Raw genomic sequence first — 18,497 nt, forward strand, 5'->3', positions numbered from 1 at the left:
ACTCCTCTTTTTACAATTTCACGGTTCCTTGTTCCCTGTTCGTTGCTTGCAGGGCCAAGGCGCCAGCACCGAGCATTCCTGCATCTGCACCGAGCTCGGCCAAGACGATCTTTGTCTGTTGGTGTACGACATCCATGGCGTACTGTTGTACACTCGCTTGAACGGGGGCCAGTAAAAGCTCCCCAGCCCGGCAGACGCCACCGCCAATCACCACGAGTTGTGGGTTGCACACGTTCACCAACACAGACAGAGCCCAGCCCGTTACTTCACACGCTTCGTTCCATGCGCAGGTCGCCACCGCATCACCTTGTTCCACTGCCGTAGCCACCTGCTCAGCCGTTATCCGCTCAAGCTGCCCATCGCACAGAGTAAACAGAGGAGAGGCTTTTGCTTGCCGCGGATTTGCATCGAGCTCCTTGTCCAAGCGTTCACGGGCCAATCTGGCAATACCTGTAGCAGATGCGACCGTCTCCACACAACCGAGCTTGCCGCAATTACATGGAGCAATAAGCCCTGGATAACGCACATGACCAATCTCTCCCGCGAATCCGTGACTGCCCCGAACCAGCTTGCCTTCGTTTACAATCCCTGCCCCCACCCCTGTACCAAGTGGCACGAAAATGAGGTGACTTACCTCCCGACCCGCACCAAACATGGCTTCTCCGAGAGCCGCTGTCCGTAAATCGTTTTCAAAAAAAAGCGGCAGTTTCACCAGCTTCGCCAGTGGTGTCCGCAAGTCTGCCTGGTGTAATTGAAAGTTGGGCGAGTGAACCGATATCCCATTTTCCGCATCAAAAGGACCGGGGAATCCGATCCCTACTGACTCTATGGGAACGGGTGATTGATCCCGCAGTTCTTTAATCAAGGCAGCCATTCGCTCGATCAAGACAGGCAAGTTGTTATGGACTTTTGTCTCCTTGGCAGCCCGGAGGAGAATTCGCCCATTCTCGTCCATGACCGCCCCTTTCATTGTCGTACCACCGACATCGAGGCCAATTACATGGCGCATGCTACTCCTCCCTTCTAAACCAGTTATTCTACTCGACTCGCTCTACATGCATCGGTTGACTTCTCAACCTCTGCACATCGTCGGGCGTGATCATGCCCGCTCCAAACGACCGTGTATTCGCGGCGCCGCATGCCATCCCCAGCCAAATGGCATCTGGCCAAGCCAAGCCTCGCAGCATTCCGACAAGGACACCCGCAAGCATGGAATCACCGCAGCCCACTGTATTTTTCACTTCGGATTCCGCTAACGGGATCGCGGAAATACGCCACGTCTCCTTACCATCGCCAAACCACGCGCCCTCCTCCCCTAACGAGAGAAGGACTCGCTGGGCACCGTGTTCACGTAGCTCGCGTATCGCTCTGCACCGTGCCTCGTCGCTATCCAGCGAAAATCCGAGAATCGCTTCCGCTTCCGGTCGATTGGGCTTGATGAGCGCGGGTGTTGCTTTTATTCCTTCCAGCAATGCCTGGCCGCTCGTATCGAGCACGCATGCGGTTCCTTTCCCGGCGACGCTTCGGATGAGCGCAGCGTATGTTTCTGCTGGAACGCCACCTGGCAAGCTTCCGGAAAAAACCATGTACTGTGCCTGATCCGCCAGCTCGATCAAACGCGTTTGCAAGCGACCGATCTCTTCTTCACTGGGCGCAGGACCTTGTTCAAGCACTTCTGTCACCGTTTTCTCCTGATCGTCGAGAAAAGCGAGACACAATCGGGATTCTCCGCTCGTTTCGATAAACGAGGACGTAATCCCCTCACGTTCGCAGCCTTCCACAATGAACCTCCCGTTGTGACCAGCGACAAAACCGCTTGCGACTACATCCTGCCCCAATGCTTTCGCTACACGCGCTACATTTATCCCTTTTCCGCCGGGCAAGCTCAGTACATCAGCCGTGCGGTGCAGCTCTCCAGAACGAAAATGCGAGAGTCGATACGTCTTATCGATGGCCGCGTTCAGCGTTACCGTTACGAGCATGTTATCTCACCTGCACAGTAACGAGCGGCTGCCCCATTTTTTGTTTGAACAAATTGATCACTTCTACAGGGGTTGGATCGACGCCGCGAATCAGAGCAGCATACAGCGATACGAAGTCAGCCAAGTACACGATAGAAAACAAGCGAGCCATTCGAGACACGCCGTGGGAATGAACTACTCTTACCCCACCAGCGCGCTCACGCAAAATATCAGCGCTGATCTCTACACGTTGGGTCGTCTTCTCGCTGTCCTCCTGATCGCGAATGAGTGTAAAATGAACGCCCTTCAGCAGCGCGGACGGCGAATCCCAACCCACAGCCTCGTCGTGGTGAAGGCTCGGTATGGCGTTCCAAAATGCCATCAGCTTGCTGTTTTCCCCGAGCTGGTTTTTCCAACGCCATGCAGGAGCATCGAAAAACGGTAGCGTTCCGTACACGACAGGTATCCGTCCATCCATCTCGATAGCGATTTGTTTGGCTTCATTTTTCTCGATCGGAGAGTCTGTTCCGTAGATGTGCTTCCACTCCTCGAACAGGGCAATCGTATCCTCGACCTCCGCACGCTTGTCGGAAATCAGCCCGAGCTTCGTCAGGATGGCGAGAATCGGCAGGAAAATGTAGCCGAGTACGATCCGCGGCATCATTCCGCCCGGCACGAGCAAACACGCATGATTGTGTTCACGGGCCATCTCCAATACTTTTCCGCCCGCCGTAATGACGGCGATCTGTGCTCCTTTGGCGATAGCTGCTTCGTAGCCGCTGACGACTTCTTCTGTATTGCCGGAGTGGCTAACGACGATGACGAGCGTTTTCGCATCCACAAAAGCCGGAATGGTGTAGCCTTGATTTAACTGAAGTGGCACTTGCAGCTCGTCAAACAAATACGACTTGATCAGATTGACGCTCGCAGCCGAACCGCCACCAGTGCCAAGCACGACAATATTTTCGATTTTAACAGAAATATTAGATACATCTAAACTATCAGATAATTTTAGGCCTGTTTTAAACTGTTCATCGTAGCTTTCCGTATCTTGCAGGGCAGAAATCGTGTCCAGTTCGCGCAACGCTTTGGCATCATCGAGGTTTATACGCATGTAAAATCGTCCCTTCCTATTCTTTTTGGATTAACGTACATTCGCTTTTCCGATACAACCACACATCTCCATCTTGGCGAGCGCGACTTCTTTGACCGCCTGCTTGGCCTGCTTCATATAGGTGCGCGGGTCGTTTTCCTGCGGGTTGTTGTCAAAAACGCCCTTGATCGCTTGCGAAAACGCGATACGCAGCTCTGTCGCTACGTTCATTTTTGCCATGCCGAGCTGAACCGCCCGCTTCACCTGCTCCTCTGGAATTCCCGAGCCGCCGTGCAACACGAGTGGCACAGAAACACGCCGAGCAATCTCCTCGATGCGAGCAAAATCAATGCGCGGCTCCCCCTTGTAAATCCCGTGAGCCGTACCAATGGCCGGTGCCAACGTATCCACGCCAGTCAACTCGACAAATCTCTCGCACTCGATCGGGTCAGCCAGTGCAGCATCTGCATCATCGACGACAAGATCGTCCTCCACGCCCCCGACCTTGCCGAGCTCTGCCTCCACATTGACACCGCGCTCCCGAGCCAGCCCCACTATACGTCGCGTCATCTCAGCATTTTCCGCAAAAGGATGCATCGACGCATCAATCATGACCGATGTATAACCCGCTTGGATACATCGCATGATCAGTTCCTCCTCATGACAATGATCCAAATGCAGGGCAATCGGCACCCGGGCCTCCTGTGAGGCTACCCGGGCGATTGCTGCTACATACTCCGGTCCAAGATGCCGGACCGTTCCGACTGTCGTCTGTAAAATCAGCGGTGCGTTTGCTTCGCAAGCCGCCTCCACTACTGCTTGGAGCATTTCCATCGTGTGCACGTTGAATGCCCCCACACAATATCCCTGCTCCCTTGCAGTGCGCAGCATCTCTGTCGATGATACCAACGCCATATTGATCCCTCCGTTTCCTTTCTGATCTGCTAGTTTACCTGGTTACGCCCTGCAAGCTCGCCAGCTCCAGGTTGATGCCCAACTCCGCATACTTACTGACAAGATGCTGTGCCGCCGCATCCGTAATAATCCGATCGACATCGGACACCCCCGCGAACTTCGCCAAATGCGTCTCTCCGAACTTGCTGTGGTCAGCCAGCACGTAGACTTTTCTAGCGCGTTCCATCATGACTTGGTTGATTTGCGCTTCGGCCAGATTGAGCGTCGTCAGCCCATTTTCCGGATGAACTCCATCTGCGCCGATAAAGCATTTGAATACAGAAAGCCCTCGCAAATTGTCCGCTGCGACAGAACCAACGAGCGCAAAGGATTTGTGGCGCATCTCTCCCCCGATCAAAATGACGTGATGCTTGCCCTGACTGTTCAGCTCCATCGCGATGTTGACCGCATTCGTCACGACCGTCAGATCATTCAAGCCGCGCAGCAGCTTGGCGAGCTCCATCATCGTGGTCCCTGCCCCGAGAATAACCGTGTCCCCCGGCTGTATGTGCGATAGCGCCTGATGGGCAATCGCTTGCTTCTCTTCGCTTCTCTCTTCCAGCTTCTCTGTGAAACTGCGCTCCAATGGCAAGAAATTCGTAATCGTCGCGCCTCCGTGAATGCGCGTCAAAAGACCATCGTTTTCGAGCTTGATTAAATCTTTTCGAATCGTTACTTCCGACACATCCAGCGCCAGACTCAATTGGCTGACGGTTACGCTCTGTTCTGCCTTCAATTGTTCGAGGATCTTGCTGTGCCGTTCGGCTGCCAGCATATGACTTCACTTCCTTACGATCTCAAAATATATTCTTTCGTTTTATTTCTAATTACCTTTCGTTTACTTTCACTTCGATCTTAGCATTGCAGAAAAACGAATGTCAAACAAGTTATGAAATTTTCCGAAAATAAAACCAGCCTGCTCTGGTTCTCGACCAAAACAGACTGGTTGGTTACCTCTTTACCCGATATCCCGACTTTCCAGCATGAAATCAATAAACTTCTTATGCGCACGTGAGAGCCACTTGTTTTTATGGTAGGCAATCTGTGCATAGAACAACAGCTCTTCCTCGCACGCTATCATTTTCACTTTTTGCTCATTCAACAAGGCTTCGACACTAATATACGGCATCAAGCTCACACCTAGCCCGTTCGCCACGCTCTGCTTGATCGCTTCCATACTGGAGAACTCCAGGTGATGCTTCGGATTGATCTCCCTTTTTTCCAAGAAGCGTTGAAAAAACCGCCGCAGAGCACAATGCTCTCCGCTGAAAATCATACATTCCTCGCCAGCATCCTCTATTTTTTCAAACGAATGATCGCGCCCCCCGATAAAAACCAAACGTTCCGTAGAGAACGGCTCCACGACCAGATTCGGATCATCGAGCTTTGGCTCCAGCGTGATCACGATATCCAATAGGCCATCATGCAGCTTTTCCCGCAGGCGACTGCAGTCGTCCATTACAAATGAAATATTCACACCCGGGTAGCTCGCTCTGTACCTGGACAAAATGTCACCCAGTCGATAGATCGTAATCGTCTCCGAGGCTCCGATGCGTAACTCGCCTTGCAACGATTGCTCATTCGCTGATATATCCTTGATTTTTGCATACGAAACGAGTAGTTCCTCGACATACGTGTACAGCTCGCGGCCATAGGTGGTTAGCTGAATTTTCTTTCCCAGTCGATCAAACAGAGGGACACCCATTCCTTCTTCCAGCTGTTGGATATGCGATGTAATGGTCGCTTGTGAATATTGCAGTGCTTGTGCCGCCTTCGTAAAGCTGTTGAAATCGACGACTGCCTTAAAGGTTTGAAACTGGCGAATCTCCATCCCCGCTCCCCCCTGCCCGCATGTTTTATTATTAGAAATCCTGAAGATCATCTTCAGAACTTTCATTTTTACTAATAACTAATGATAGCATATGATTCTTGGTAAGTACCGGTACGGCTTGAACGATTCGAACAGAGGAGCTGATTTTCGATGAAAAAAGTGTGCTTGTTATTACCGAATGGCTTTGAAGCAGTAGAGGCTAGCGTGTTTACAGACGTAATCGGCTGGAACAAGGAAGAGGGCGACGGGACAACGGAGCTAGTGACGGTGGGCACCCGCAAAGAGCTGAAATGCACGTGGAATTTTACCGTGATTCCCGAAATGGTGATCGACGATGCCGATGTAAATGACTTCGATGCACTGGCGCTGCCTGGCGGTTTTGAGCATACGGGGTTTTATGAAGATGCTTATCGCGAGGACGTTCTCGCTTTCATACGTGAATTTGAAAAGCAAGGCAAAGTGATCGCCTCCATCTGTGTCGGCGCACTGCCCCTCGGGAAAAGCGGGATTTTGCGAGGACGAAACGCAACGACTTACAACCTGAACAACCAGTTGCGGCAAAAGCAACTAGCTGCGATGGGTGCCACTGTCATCCCTGACCAATCCATCGTCATCGACAACAATATCATCACCTCGTACAACCCTTCGACCGCTTTTGATGTGGCATTCACCTTGCTGGAGTCGCTGACATCCCGCGAAAACACCGACAATGTGAAACGCTTGATGGGGTTTCTTGTATAATAAAACCGGGGATAAGAATAAGCCAACCATCACACCCTACTGGCAAAAGGAGTGGTGAATCATGGAGAAAAAGCGAGGTTCTGCCGAGCACGAGCCTACAGTAGCGCCAAGCATGTACGGTCATGATCCTTTGGAAGAAAAGGCGACGGAAAAAGAAGTGGAAAAAGGGGATTACACAAAGGTCACGCGGCTGTTCCTGGATCGAACGCCGGAAGAGTAAAGACGGGATTTCTCCCGTCTTCAGGCTGTCGAGAAAGTCGACAGCCATTTTTATTTCACTTAGTTTTAATACGACACCGCGTTAATTTGTTATAATTCTTATAATTACATTTTATAGTAGGTGATAATTGTGCTTACCTCCAATGATAAAAATCCGCAAATGCATTACGAATTTGTGTGCCTTGATGAATTGGTCCCAGAAGACCATTTATTAAGAGTCATCCAGAAACATATAGATTTCTCCTTCATCCGGGAAAAAGTACGTCAATATTATTGCGAGGATAACGGTAGACCTTCCATTGATCCTATTGTTTTATTTAAAATGATTTTCATTGGATACCTTTACGGTATCCGCTCAGAGAGGCAGCTCGAAAAAGAAATCCAGACTAATATCGCCTATCGTTGGTTTCTTGGCCTTTCTTTAACAGATCGAGTTCCAGATCACACAACAATCAGTTGGAATCGTCGAACCCGTTTTAAAAATACAAATGTTTTTCAGGAGATTTTTGATGAAATTGTGCGCTTGGCGATTCAGCATCGAATGGTCGCTGGCCGTGTATTGATAAGTGATTCCACACATCTTAAAGCAAATGCGAATAAACGAAAATTTAAGAAGCATGTCATCGAGAAAACGAGTCGTGCCTATCTCAAAGATTTAGAGGTAGCAATTAATGAAGACCGTGAGGTACATGGAAAAAAGGATTGAAGCCTAGAGAGGGTGTGAAGGAAGAAAAGGAAATCAAGGTGAGTACCACTGATCCGGAAAGTGGCTACATGGTTCGAGACAGCAAGCCCGAAGGCTTTTTCTATCTCGATCACCGGACTGTCGATCATAAGTACAATATTATTACCGATGTCCATGTCACTGCTGGCAATGTCCATGATTCCGTTCCTTACATAGATAGGCTGAATCTCCAAATCGAGAAGTTTGGGTTTCAGGATACAATTGAAGCTATTGCATTAGATGCTGGTTATTTAACTACTCCAATCTGCAAGGCACTTCACGATATAAATGTATTTGCTGTCATCGGTCATCGTGCCTTTACACCTGTTAAAGGTCTTTTTGCTAAATGGCGCTTTAAATATGATCTGGAGTGCGATGTGTACACATGTCCTCAAAAACATACGCTTACTTATTCGACTACCGATCGAAACGGATACAGGATGTATAAGTCCAATAAAGAAATATGTAAAACTTGTCCAAGGCTTACTGAGTGTACCCGATCTAAAAATCACCAAAAGGTGATAAGCAGGCACGTTTGGGAAGAGAGTAAGGAATGGGTTCGACAGAACCGTTTAAGTAAATCGGGGAAATATTTATATAGATTAAGATACCAAACCATAGAGCGAAGCTTTGCAGATGCTAAAGAACTGCATGGGCTTCGCTATTGTAGGTTACGCGGACGCGAAAATGTCCAAGAGCAAGTATTGATGACAGCAACAGTACAAAACATTAAAAGGATAGCACTACACCTAGCGAAAGCAAGTTAGGTGCAGGCTATCCTTTTTTCAGCACTTCGTGCTGGAACAATACCAAAAGAAATCCCCCAAAAGGGGGTTTCTCTTCAGTCTGAAGACGGGATTTCTCCCGTCTTTTTGTCATCTATAGGATACTCTCGGTTCGTGCCAGTTCAATTGCTTCTTCCCGGTTGCTGACACCGAGCTTCGAGTAAAGAGTAGAACAGTAATTCCGCACCGTTCCCTCCGATAAATATAGTTTGGTGGCAATCGATTTGTAGCGAAGCCCATCCGATAAAAGTTGTAAAATCTCCCTTTCCCGTTTCGTCAATCCATACGGATCATTCGGGATGTACTTCTCTAACTGCTCACGTTGGCGCTTCATCTCTTCGAATACGCGCGTGGCGATTGACTGATCAAGCCACGTTCCCCCGCTATAGATGAGTTTCAGCGCTTCCATCATCTCTCTTGGACGAGTAGACTTCAGCATATATCCTTCCGCCCCGTGCTCCAACGCTGATGCTGCCTGTACCGAATCCTCGAACGTTGTCATAACCACAATCTTCATGTTCGGCCAGCGTTCTTTCATTTGAAGGAAGGTCTCTAGTCCGTTCATCCCTTGCATGTGCACGTCCATTAACACGATATCCGGCTGGTGTCGCTCACACTGTTCCAAAGCTTCTTGCCCATCACTAGCTGTACCCACAACGATAAAGTTGTCCTGCTGGCTTAAGATTTGCTGTAAGCTGTCGGCAATCATCACCTGATCATCAACAATAAGCAGGCGGATACTTCCCTGTCCAGCTTCTGCCTGTATGGGAACATTACAAATGACAACGGTCCCTTGCCCTAATTGTGAATGAACGGACAGCGTACCTTGCTGTTGCTCAAGCCGCTTTTTTATTCCCTTTAGTCCTAAGCCGAATTCGATGGACTCTAGTCCGTTTCCATTATCTTCAATTTGCAAACGGAGTTGCTGACTTTCGAAATACAGATCAACAGCTATCACACTTGCTTGGCCGTGACGAACCGCATTTGTAAGCAATTCTTGCAGGCAACGATATAAAGAAATGCTCATTTTTTGCATAACGAGCGTCTCACTGCCGATCACACGGAAGTTGACCGTTACACCTGTTGACTTCATAAATTCTTCCGTCAGTTCCAGGAGCGACTCACTTAACGACTGGTTGAACCGGGCATGAGCATGAGAGAGCTGATGCAAATGCTTTCTGATATCATCCAGGCTGCCCTGTGCGATGGAGACAAGTTTATCTACTCGTTCGACCTGTGAATCAGGAACCCACGATCGGAGCGACTCAACGCCAACAATCAGAGAGGTTAGCGAATGGCCAATCGTGTCATGTAACTCATGTGACAGCCGATTACGTTCCTCGATCAGTGTCAGCTCCTCGATTTGCTTAATATGCTGCTCCAATAATTGCTTCTGTTCTTGAATGATACGGCCTTGCTTATGAGACTCAATTAATATGCTAAATGCCATCCCCATCGCAAAACCAAAGCTGCAACTAAACATGAACTCGTACGGGAGCCGATTGGTAATCAACCCGTTTAAAGCCGGAAAAATAATCCCACTAGAGATTCCCGTCCACATATACGTTCTGCGACTACTGGCCACACCAATAATGATTACTAGTAAAACGAAAGGCCAAGTCAATCCAGGCGCTACAAAAGCCACAAATAGATAAGAAAAGCCTGTCATTACGACTTCGACTGCCAGATACCAATCTTCTTTTCTATATTGAACGATCAATGGAATGGCATAAACCAAAAGGGCAATAAGGATGATGACTCCGAACGGAACGGATATCATTGCCGGGTACATCATATCTGCGATGACGATGATGACTAGCCAAATCGTTCGTAAGGCAAAAATCACCCAATTGTACCAGAACCATTTTTTTATGTTGAATAACATTTTTCATGTACTCCTGCTCATTTGAATGGTAAGGAATTTCCCGAATGTTTCTGACTCATCATGCCTCACCAATTCCCGATCCGTCAAGAAAAATGCGTCGTGTCATATAGCCTTTATGACATTCTATCATGCCGTAAATATGATCAGTTAACACGATGTCATATATAGATAGAACGGTATTGTCACTATGTGATTTTACAGCCCTGAGAATAAGGTGGATGTGTAAAGACAACACATATCAACTTACAGGAGCGATGAGAAATGAAACCATTCCCTATGCAAAAAGGAGCGTCCCTTACGTTATCTGCATTATTGATAGGAACGCTGATACTTCCTACTTACGGTTGTGCGGAAGCAGGTTTGGACCAGGCAATCACGCAACCACAGAATACGGATCATGCCAAAATAAAGGAAGCGATTGATAAAGCTGCTGCCAGCGAAAACATTCCAGGTATCCTCTTTGCAGTAAAGAAGGGAAATGATTTCTGGTCGTATGCTTCCGGCGAAGCGAATATAGAAAGTAAGAAACCGATGGAAGCTGACTTTTCATTTCGAATTGGGAGTATAACGAAATCGTTCGTCGGTGTAGTGACCCTGCAACTAGCTGAGGAAAAGAAGCTAAGCCTCGATGACTCGTTGGAAAAATGGCTGCCAGGTGTCGTCCAAGGAAACGGATATGACGGTAACAAAATTACGATTCGTCAGTTATTAAATCATTCGAGTGGAGTGGCAGACTACTTAGATGATGAACTCAAGGAAAGTTTAATCCAGAACTCCACTCAAACGTTTACAGCAGAACAACTCATTTCTCGCGCATTAAAGCATACACCGACCACGGGTGGCTATTCGAATACGAATACAGTGCTGATGAAACTCATTATCCAAAAGGTCACAGGAGAAACGGTTGCCGAACAAATCAAGAAACGAGTGATTGATCCGCTTCAACTAACAGAAACGTTTTTCCCGGAAAACTCTCAATCCATTCCGAAAAACAGTCCGAATGGATACTTTAACAATGCCGGTACATTAATGGATATAACTGACCTTAACCCTTCGTTTGCAGACGCAGCAGGGGCTATGATCTCGACTACGAAAGATTTAACAACGTTCTTTAGCGCTTTATTGAGCGGAAAATTGTTAACACCTGAGAAGCAGAAAGAAATGTTGACCACTGTTTCTAATCCACACGGAAAATTCGGACTCGGTATTCAGGAAGTAACATTGCCGAATGGCACTACCATATGGGGTCATCAAGGCGGCATTCCTGGATTCACCAACTTCGCAGGTGGAACAAAAGACGGCGAGCACGTGATCGCGATGAGTATCAATGCATTAGGAGATACTGTTTCTCATATGGAGAACATCCAGATGACTGAATTCTCGGGACAAGCCAAGCAACCATCCACCCCGGATCAAGCAGCTCAAAAACATGGGAAAGAAATGAAGGACTTCATTGATCAGAAAGCAAAAGTCGAGGGAGTCCCTGGAATCATTGCTGCGGGGTTAAGAGACGGAGAATACTGGTCTTATGCAGCCGGTGTAGCCAACCTCGATCATAAAAATCCGATGGAGCCAGACTTTACTTTCCGTATTGGCAGTGTCACAAAGGCGTTTGTTGCTACTCTTGTCTTACAGTTGGCTCAGGAGAAAAAGCTGAATCTGGATGACTCGGTAGAAAAATGGCTCCCAGGTGTGGTAAAGGGCAATGGGTATGACGGCAACAAAATCACGATTCGTATGTTATTGAACCAAACGAGCGGGATTGCAAGCTATACGAGTACAGAAATGCGGTACGCTACCTCATTCCCTCAATATACCGTTGATGACCTTGTACGTATGGGACTGGCTAAGCCGCCAGTATTTCAACCAGGGGCAGGCTTTGACTATTCGAATACAAATACCGTACTAGCTAGTCTTGTTATTCAAAAGGTGACAGGAGAAACGTACGATGTGCAGATGAAGAAACGGATCCTCGACCCGCTTCAGATGACAAATACATCCTTTAGTGGTAGTAATCCAAAAATCCCGGGCCAGCATGCCACAGGCTATAGCTTGAATCGGGCAGGGAAACTGTTTGATTTCACAGAGTATAATCCTTCATTCGCGAATGCTGCGGGGGAAATGATTTCAACAGGGAAAGATTTGACCACCTTTTTTAGTGCGCTTTTGGGTGGGAAATTATTAAATGACGAGATGATGAAGCAGATGACAACAGGTGTGGAATCACCTTTTGGCAAATATGGATTGGGAATTTATGGGGTGACACTGCCGAACGGAAAGACCTATTGGGTTCATGGAGGCGGCATTCATGGGTTTGAAACGTTAGCGGGTGGTACCTTAGGCGGGAAGGATATTTTGGTGACGAACATCAATGCGGTCGGTCCAGAACCTGTCGTCACTAATCAAGCCATGTTCGAAAAGGAATTTAACCGTTAAGTTAAAAAGGAAAAATGATAGAAGGCTTTTGCCTTGGGAACTCCAAGAGCAATAAGCCTTTTTCTTTTTTAGCCCTTATCCATAAATTTATTTATCGATACACCAATAAAACACAATTTGTTTTATCGATAACTCGACCTTAGAATAGCAACTGTACCCCAATCAAAAAATACAGGAGGCAATATAGATGGCAAAACAAATCTTGATGGTAGTCACCAATCATACAGACATGCAGGAAGGCAAAAAGACAGGAATTTGGCTGTCCGAGTTTGCGGAGGCTTATTTGGCCTTCGAAAACAAAGGCTTTGAAGTCACCGTAGCAAGTCCATTGGGCGGAGTTGGTCCGATTGACCCTGGCAGCGTGGACAACCAAACACCTCAAGAAATCTTGGACGCCGCCAAGCATCTGGAAAATACCAAAAAGCTGGATGACGTAACAGCAGACGGCTTCGCGGCCATTTTCCTTCCTGGCGGTCATGGCACGATGTTTGACCTGCCAGATAACCAAAAACTCCAGCAATTACTGCGAGATTTTTATGAAGCAGGAAAGATTGTAGCCGCTGTTTGCCACGGTCCTGCCGGGCTCGTCGGTGCGACCTTGTCAAATGGTCAGCCGCTGGTCGCAGGCAAACGTGTGAATGCTTTCACAGACAGAGAAGAAGCAGCGACGGGCTTGGGTTCGTACCTGCCGTTCCTTTTGGAGAGCAAAATCCGCGATCTCGGTGCCATTTTTGTAGAGGCACCAAACTGGAGCACCCATGTAGAAGTCGACGGCAACCTGATTACTGGGCAAAACCCCCAATCTACACTCGCTGTCACAGAAGCAGTAATAAGCAAATTAGGTGAATAATACACGTGAGGCTGATAGAAGAAACACCTATCAGCCTTTTCTTTCAACGAAAGGAGGGCTACTCACTACCATGGCAACAGAAAATATGGCCCGTCACTCTGAACAGGCACAAGCCACTCGCAAAGGATCGACTCTCGCCTTGTACGCTCTGACACTCGGAGCATTTGCGATCGGGATGACAGAGTTCATCATTATGGGGCTGCTTTCCGAGGTAGCCGCCAGTCTGAATGTTTCCATCCCGCTGGCTGGATTCCTTATCACCGGATATGCATTGGGTGTCGCTATTGGCGCTCCCATCATTACGATGGCAACCCACAGAATGCCGCGCAAAGCACTTTTGCTATTTCTTATGATTTTATTTATCGCGGGAAATGCGCTAGCCGCTCTCGCACCGAACTATACGGTTCTGATGTTGGCTCGCATCCTGGCTGCTCTTACTCACGGATCGTTCTTCGGTGTGGGTTCGGTTATTGCCGCTGAGCTGGTTCCCAAGGAAAAACGCGCGGGTGCCATCGCGATCATGTTTACTGGATTGACACTGGCTAATATTTTGGGTGTACCGATTGGAACATTTCTGGGGCAAGCGTACGGTTGGCGCTCTACCTTCTGGGCGATCACGATGATTGGGATCATTGCGTTGATCGGAATCGTTATGCTCGTTCCGAAGGTCACCAGTGCAACAGCTAGTCTGCGGCAAGAGCTCGGCGTGCTCAAACACCCAGCAGTTCACATCGCGCTTTTGATGACCGTATTCGGATTTGGTGGCGTATTTACTGCGTTTACGTACATTTCACCAATCCTGGTGGATATCACGGGCTTTTCCCCCAGCTCTGTTTCGTATATCCTCGTCCTGTTCGGCGTAGGGATTACGATCGGGAATATTTACGGAGGAAAATTGGCAGACCGCAGGCTGTTTCCTTCCTTGCTCGGGATACTTGTCGCACTGGCGCTCGTTCTCGCCGTGTTCAGCTTTACGGATCAAAATAAGATCCTCACCTTGATAACCGTATTCCTTTTGGGGATTGCTGCATTTGGTACGGTTCCTGGCTTGCAGCTCCACATGCTGAACACAGCCAAAGAAGCACCTACGCTCGCCTCGACACTAAACATCGCGGCCTTCAATCTGGGAAATGCGCTTGGTGCCTATATTGGGGGCGTCGTGATCGATTTTAACTTTGCAGGAGGTCTTTCTGCCGTTCCTTGGGTTGCTTCACTCGTGACGGTCATCGGAATTTTGTTTACGATATGGGGAGCGCAATACCAGAAACGTCACAGGTAAGAAAGGATAGCCAACATGGTGGACTTTGAATGGTACCGAAGCTTTATCAGCATCTATAAGCATAGCTCTGTATCGGAGGCTGCCAGAACGAGGATGATGACACAACCAGCCATGAGCCAACATCTGGCCTCCTTGGAAGCAGAGGTGGGTGAGCTATTATTTACACGGGCTCCCCGCAAAATGATTCCGACCGAGAGAGGCAAAGCTCTCTATACACAGGTGGTACCGCTCATCGAAGCTTTGGAAGAAACCACGCAAACTCTCAAGACGAACGCGCCCACAGCTCTGCCCGTCATTCGGATCGGGTCGGCGCATGAGTTTTTCCGGGAGAAGCTAGCTCCGCATATCGGAAGCTTCCAAATGCGCGTCATCGCCTATCTCGGTGTCGCTTCGAAGATACTCGAATTCCTGCTGGAGGAAAAAGTAGACCTCATCGTCATGTCGCAAAAGCTTTCCGCCCCAGGCGTCGAATATATTCCGTACATGCAAGAGGAATTTGCTTTGGTGGCACCTCCCGATTTCGGGGAACCAGCGTTTGACGACAAGGAGTCTTTTGAATCGTGGTTATGCTCCCAGCCATGGATCAGCTATGATTTGGATTTGCCGATCATCCGCCGTTTTTGGCGCGAGCATTTCCAAAAGCGTCCACAAACGCATCCAACACACGTCGTACCGGATTTGCACAGTGTACTGATGGCGATCGAGCATGGAGCTGGCATCAGCCTGTTACCTACGTTCATGCTGGATGACCATTTATCCAGAAACAAAGTAAAGATCATGTACCCGTCCTATACGGTTCATAATGACCTATACTTGGCATACCAGCTCAAAAACCGGAATCTGCCTCATCTGAAAACATTGATTGAAGCGCTGAAAAAGGCGGTTTAATTTACACTTTCGTCCAAGCTAGAAAAGAAGGCTGTCGTCCTTTCCTGGATAACAGCCTTCTTTTTATCTCTTTTCTTCAGACAAACGAAACGCTTGCCTTTTTATCAATTGAGTAGTAAAGTGATAATAAGCTCAGCGAAGGGAGGCAAACTAACATGCGTAATAACACCATCGGCTCATTAATCTGGTTACGCTTGATGCGGTTTACCACCCAAAGCAACCAGCTGTCAAATGAATTTCTCAAACGCTTCGACTTAACAACAGCGCAATTCGATGTCCTGATGCAAATAAGCGTCTACCAGCCTCTCACCCAGTCGGAGTTAGCTGAGAAGGTAACCGTTACACAGGGTGGTATTTCTCGGATGCTCGTAAGACTTGAAAAAGAGGGCTACATTGTACGCAAGCAGGATTGGAAAACGAAAACGATCAGCCTTACCGAAAAAGGGGAAGCCGTACTAGAACAAGCCTTTCCTGAACAACTAGCGTTTCAGTCGTCATTCTTTGATGAGGTACTAAGTGAAGAAGAACAAAAAACGCTTTACTCCCTAATGACACGCGTTCATAAGCATAGCCAAAAAAAGGAATTACCGCCTGAGTAATTTTTTTTAATCAATCACTTGATTAGTCAAGTTAAACAAGGAGGAACTGCCATGCACACCATTCCAGGCCATCACCATGTATCTATGTTAACCAAACATGCGCCATCGAATAATCACTTTTACCAAAACGTATTGGGACTGCGCAGAGTGAAGAAAACCGTCAACCAAGACGATCCTTCGATGTATCACCTGTTTTATGGAGATTTGACAGGCAGTGCCGGAACAGAGTTGTCGTTTTTTGAAATGCCGCTGGTAGGAAAAACCGTACGCGGCACGAACGCGATCACTCGAATCGGACTGCTCGTTCCGTCACTGGAGAGCTTGACCTTTTGGAAAAAACGTTTCGAGCAACTAAATGTTCACCATGGCGACATTACCAAGTACGCTGGCCGCGATGCCTTACATTTTGAAGACCCGGAAGGCCTGCGTCTGATTTTGATCAATAACAACGGCGAAGGAGTTCCATCGAATTGGGCTCCATGGGACGAATCCGTGGTCGAAGAAAAGCATCGCATCTTGGGAATCGGCACGGTTGAGATTACCGTCCGCTCCTTGGACAAATTAGCCAATCTGTTAACAGACACATTCGGTTATACCGAAGTATCACGCTTAGAACAAGAAGCCATTTATCAATCCGTACCAGGGAAATCCTTTGGAGAAATTGTCATCAAGCAGGAAGACGGCTCACCTGAAAAACCCGGTCGTGGAAGCGTTCATCACTTGGCGATTCGTGTGAGCAACGATGAGGAGCTGCAATACTGGGATGACGCCGTTCGAAAACGCGGCTTCCGTTCAACAGGGATTATTGATCGATTCTACTTCAAGAGCTTGTATTTCCGTGAGTCAAACGGCATCTTGTTCGAAATTGCAACAGACGGTCCTGGCTTCACAGCAGATTCAACCGTCGAGGAGCTCGGAAAAGCTTTGGACTTACCTCCATTCCTCGAAGAACGCCGTGCAGAAATTGAAGCGAAATTGACACCGATAGACTAAAAGGAGTGATCAACATGGAACAATATCGTATCGACGCCAAAAAGGGACTTGAATTCGGCTTATATTCGATTGGCGACCATGTCCCGAATCCACACACAGGCTCCAAGATTTCTCCTGAACAGCGCATCAAGGAATTAATCGAGGCAAGCAAGCTGGCAGATGAAGCAGGCCTTGATGTATTCGCTGTCGGCGAAAGCCACCAGACGTATTTTACGACGCAGGCGCATACCGTCATTCTGGGTGCGATCGCACAAGCTACGAAGAACATTAAAATCGCTAGCTCCGCCACTGTATTGAGCACATCCGATCCGGTCCGCGTGTATGAGGATTTTGCTACCTTGGATCTGATCTCCAATGGTCGGGCAGAAATTGTTGCCGGACGCGGTTCCCGAGTAGGAGCATATAGCCTCCTCGGTTACGATGTGCGCGACTATGAAGAATTGTTTGAAGAAAAAATGGACCTTCTTCTCAAGCTAAATAACGAGGATCGTGTTACGTGGGAAGGACAGTTCCGTGCACCGCTACAAAATGCAACGATCCTGCCGCAGCCTGTGCAAGGGCGTCTGCCCATCTGGCGTGCAGTAGGGGGACCACCTGCAAGTGCGATTAAAGCCGGTCAAGCTGGCGTGCCTATGATGCTGACCACACTCGGAGGTCCAGCCATCAACTTCAAAGGCTCCGTCGATGCTTACCGGGAGGCTGCGAAGCAAAATGGTTTTGACCCAGCGACTCTGCCGGTAGCGACAACGAGTTTGTTTTATACAGCCGACAAAACTTCGGATGCGCTTCGCGAGTTCTATCCGCATCTAAATGGTGGGTTTATCGCATTGCGTGGGGGTGGCTATCCGAAGCAACAGTTTGCACAGTCTGTCGATTATCGTGATGCGTTAATGGTAGGCAGCCCTGACGTCATCATCGAAAAAATGCTTTACCAATACGAAATGTACGGACAACAACGCTTCATGGCACAAATCGACTTTGGCGGTGTACCTTTTGATAAAATTGCGAAAAACATAGAACTGATCGCAACGAAAATCTTGCCTGAAGTGAAAAAGCATACCACCAAATCGTAACAAAAAGCCTATGAAAATCGTCGGAATCGCAGGAGTACAATCTCGTCATCAGTGGCGGTTATCTCAAATTAAAGATACTCGATACCATGCCACACTATAACAATGAAAAGACGCGAACTCTTCTTCTCACAAGGAAAGAAGGTCTGCGTCTTTTTTATTTTCCATGATAGTTAAAATTATCCTCAG

The 18,497-nt window shown here is 48.1% G+C and carries 17 protein-coding genes; 10 read left to right on the forward strand and 7 right to left on the reverse strand.

From position 1 onward, the window contains the following. Window positions 1-10: 10 nt before the first annotated feature. The 6 genes from ACUUHJ_RS30900 to ACUUHJ_RS30925 form a co-directional block, all read right to left on the reverse strand. Entirely contained in the window at window positions 11-1,009 is a 999-nt protein-coding gene (locus ACUUHJ_RS30900; RefSeq protein ID WP_472300950.1) for an ROK family protein, read from the reverse strand. Between the two features lie 28 nt (window positions 1,010-1,037). After that, the gene (locus tag ACUUHJ_RS30905; protein WP_472300951.1) at window positions 1,038-1,982 is read right to left on the reverse strand and encodes a 1-phosphofructokinase family hexose kinase; all 945 of its coding nucleotides are present in this window, start codon (window positions 1,980-1,982) and stop codon (window positions 1,038-1,040) included. Window position 1,983: 1 nt separating this feature from the next. Then, entirely contained in the window at window positions 1,984-3,075 is a 1,092-nt protein-coding gene (locus ACUUHJ_RS30910) for a bifunctional phosphoglucose/phosphomannose isomerase (protein WP_472300953.1), read from the reverse strand. A 30-nt stretch (window positions 3,076-3,105) separates the two neighbouring features. After that, window positions 3,106-3,969, reverse strand: a complete 864-nt coding sequence (locus tag ACUUHJ_RS30915) for a class II fructose-bisphosphate aldolase (RefSeq protein WP_472300954.1) — start codon at window positions 3,967-3,969, stop codon at window positions 3,106-3,108. A gap of 34 nt (window positions 3,970-4,003) precedes the next feature. After that, on the reverse strand, window positions 4,004-4,783 hold the full coding sequence (locus tag ACUUHJ_RS30920; protein WP_106657297.1) for a DeoR/GlpR family DNA-binding transcription regulator: 780 nt from the start codon (window positions 4,781-4,783) through the stop codon (window positions 4,004-4,006). 183 nt (window positions 4,784-4,966) lie between these two features. Beyond that, window positions 4,967-5,839 carry a LysR family transcriptional regulator gene (locus ACUUHJ_RS30925; RefSeq protein WP_472300956.1) on the reverse strand — a complete coding sequence of 291 codons (873 nt, stop codon included), beginning with the start codon at window positions 5,837-5,839 and terminating at the stop codon, window positions 4,967-4,969. 150 nt (window positions 5,840-5,989) lie between these two features. Between ACUUHJ_RS30925 and ACUUHJ_RS30930 the strand changes: the two genes are divergently transcribed. The 3 genes from ACUUHJ_RS30930 to ACUUHJ_RS30940 all read left to right on the forward strand — a co-directional run bounded on the left by ACUUHJ_RS30930 (window position 5,990) and on the right by ACUUHJ_RS30940 (window position 8,290). Then, on the forward strand, window positions 5,990-6,580 hold the full coding sequence (locus tag ACUUHJ_RS30930) for a DJ-1/PfpI family protein (protein ID WP_472300958.1): 591 nt from the start codon (window positions 5,990-5,992) through the stop codon (window positions 6,578-6,580). A gap of 61 nt (window positions 6,581-6,641) precedes the next feature. Beyond that, window positions 6,642-6,800 carry a hypothetical protein gene (locus ACUUHJ_RS30935; protein WP_172801873.1) on the forward strand — a complete coding sequence of 53 codons (159 nt, stop codon included), beginning with the start codon at window positions 6,642-6,644 and terminating at the stop codon, window positions 6,798-6,800. A gap of 159 nt (window positions 6,801-6,959) precedes the next feature. Then, window positions 6,960-8,290, forward strand: a protein-coding gene (locus ACUUHJ_RS30940) for an IS1182 family transposase (RefSeq protein WP_472301250.1) whose coding sequence is annotated in 2 segments (ribosomal slippage) — window positions 6,960-7,500 and window positions 7,500-8,290 — 1,332 coding nt in all. Because the reading frame shifts where the segments join, the coding sequence is not laid out codon by codon here. 112 nt (window positions 8,291-8,402) lie between these two features. Here ACUUHJ_RS30940 and ACUUHJ_RS30945 read toward each other — a convergent pair. Then, on the reverse strand, window positions 8,403-10,193 hold the full coding sequence (locus ACUUHJ_RS30945; protein ID WP_472300960.1) for a response regulator: 1,791 nt from the start codon (window positions 10,191-10,193) through the stop codon (window positions 8,403-8,405). Window positions 10,194-10,454: 261 nt separating this feature from the next. Between ACUUHJ_RS30945 and ACUUHJ_RS30950 the strand changes: the two genes are divergently transcribed. The 7 genes from ACUUHJ_RS30950 to ACUUHJ_RS30980 all read left to right on the forward strand — a co-directional run bounded on the left by ACUUHJ_RS30950 (window position 10,455) and on the right by ACUUHJ_RS30980 (window position 18,311). Continuing rightward, window positions 10,455-12,629, forward strand: coding sequence for a serine hydrolase domain-containing protein (locus tag ACUUHJ_RS30950; RefSeq protein WP_472300962.1), 2,175 nt, complete (start codon window positions 10,455-10,457; stop codon window positions 12,627-12,629). A 187-nt stretch (window positions 12,630-12,816) separates the two neighbouring features. After that, window positions 12,817-13,479: a type 1 glutamine amidotransferase domain-containing protein gene (locus tag ACUUHJ_RS30955; protein ID WP_472300963.1), complete on the forward strand. Its 663-nt coding sequence runs from the start codon at window positions 12,817-12,819 to the stop codon at window positions 13,477-13,479. Window positions 13,480-13,549: 70 nt separating this feature from the next. Next, window positions 13,550-14,758, forward strand: a complete 1,209-nt coding sequence (locus ACUUHJ_RS30960) for an MFS transporter (protein WP_472300965.1) — start codon at window positions 13,550-13,552, stop codon at window positions 14,756-14,758. A 15-nt stretch (window positions 14,759-14,773) separates the two neighbouring features. Further along, a complete protein-coding gene (locus tag ACUUHJ_RS30965) occupies window positions 14,774-15,646 on the forward strand; it encodes a LysR family transcriptional regulator (RefSeq protein ID WP_289675274.1) in 873 nt (290 codons plus the stop codon). Window positions 15,647-15,801: 155 nt separating this feature from the next. Next, on the forward strand, window positions 15,802-16,245 hold the full coding sequence (locus ACUUHJ_RS30970; protein ID WP_015893984.1) for a MarR family winged helix-turn-helix transcriptional regulator: 444 nt from the start codon (window positions 15,802-15,804) through the stop codon (window positions 16,243-16,245). A gap of 51 nt (window positions 16,246-16,296) precedes the next feature. Beyond that, window positions 16,297-17,238 (forward strand): ring-cleaving dioxygenase, encoded by a 942-nt coding sequence (locus tag ACUUHJ_RS30975; protein ID WP_289675275.1) that lies wholly within the window; start codon window positions 16,297-16,299, stop codon window positions 17,236-17,238. A 14-nt stretch (window positions 17,239-17,252) separates the two neighbouring features. Beyond that, window positions 17,253-18,311 carry an LLM class flavin-dependent oxidoreductase gene (locus ACUUHJ_RS30980; protein ID WP_289675276.1) on the forward strand — a complete coding sequence of 353 codons (1,059 nt, stop codon included), beginning with the start codon at window positions 17,253-17,255 and terminating at the stop codon, window positions 18,309-18,311. The last annotated feature ends 186 nt before the right edge of the window (window positions 18,312-18,497 follow it).

It is taken from the genome of Brevibacillus schisleri, assembly GCF_055685845.1.

What these genes read in the sequence shown, in the direction of transcription:
- ACUUHJ_RS30975 (WP_289675275.1), top strand. Translation starts at nt 16,297, where the DNA reads ATGCACACCATTCCAGGCCATCACCATGTATCTATGTTAACCAAACAT.
- ACUUHJ_RS30910 (WP_472300953.1), bottom strand. Translation starts at nt 3,075, where the DNA reads ATGCGTATAAACCTCGATGATGCCAAAGCGTTGCGCGAACTGGACACG.
- ACUUHJ_RS30915 (WP_472300954.1), bottom strand. Translation starts at nt 3,969, where the DNA reads ATGGCGTTGGTATCATCGACAGAGATGCTGCGCACTGCAAGGGAGCAG.
- ACUUHJ_RS30950 (WP_472300962.1), top strand. Translation starts at nt 10,455, where the DNA reads ATGAAACCATTCCCTATGCAAAAAGGAGCGTCCCTTACGTTATCTGCA.
- ACUUHJ_RS30900 (WP_472300950.1), bottom strand. Translation starts at nt 1,009, where the DNA reads ATGCGCCATGTAATTGGCCTCGATGTCGGTGGTACGACAATGAAAGGG.
- ACUUHJ_RS30920 (WP_106657297.1), bottom strand. Translation starts at nt 4,783, where the DNA reads ATGCTGGCAGCCGAACGGCACAGCAAGATCCTCGAACAATTGAAGGCA.
- ACUUHJ_RS30905 (WP_472300951.1), bottom strand. Translation starts at nt 1,982, where the DNA reads ATGCTCGTAACGGTAACGCTGAACGCGGCCATCGATAAGACGTATCGA.
- ACUUHJ_RS30930 (WP_472300958.1), top strand. Translation starts at nt 5,990, where the DNA reads ATGAAAAAAGTGTGCTTGTTATTACCGAATGGCTTTGAAGCAGTAGAG.
- ACUUHJ_RS30955 (WP_472300963.1), top strand. Translation starts at nt 12,817, where the DNA reads ATGGCAAAACAAATCTTGATGGTAGTCACCAATCATACAGACATGCAG.
- ACUUHJ_RS30945 (WP_472300960.1), bottom strand. Translation starts at nt 10,193, where the DNA reads ATGTTATTCAACATAAAAAAATGGTTCTGGTACAATTGGGTGATTTTT.
- ACUUHJ_RS30925 (WP_472300956.1), bottom strand. Translation starts at nt 5,839, where the DNA reads ATGGAGATTCGCCAGTTTCAAACCTTTAAGGCAGTCGTCGATTTCAAC.
- ACUUHJ_RS30965 (WP_289675274.1), top strand. Translation starts at nt 14,774, where the DNA reads ATGGTGGACTTTGAATGGTACCGAAGCTTTATCAGCATCTATAAGCAT.
- ACUUHJ_RS30960 (WP_472300965.1), top strand. Translation starts at nt 13,550, where the DNA reads ATGGCAACAGAAAATATGGCCCGTCACTCTGAACAGGCACAAGCCACT.
- ACUUHJ_RS30935 (WP_172801873.1), top strand. Translation starts at nt 6,642, where the DNA reads ATGGAGAAAAAGCGAGGTTCTGCCGAGCACGAGCCTACAGTAGCGCCA.
- ACUUHJ_RS30970 (WP_015893984.1), top strand. Translation starts at nt 15,802, where the DNA reads ATGCGTAATAACACCATCGGCTCATTAATCTGGTTACGCTTGATGCGG.
- ACUUHJ_RS30980 (WP_289675276.1), top strand. Translation starts at nt 17,253, where the DNA reads ATGGAACAATATCGTATCGACGCCAAAAAGGGACTTGAATTCGGCTTA.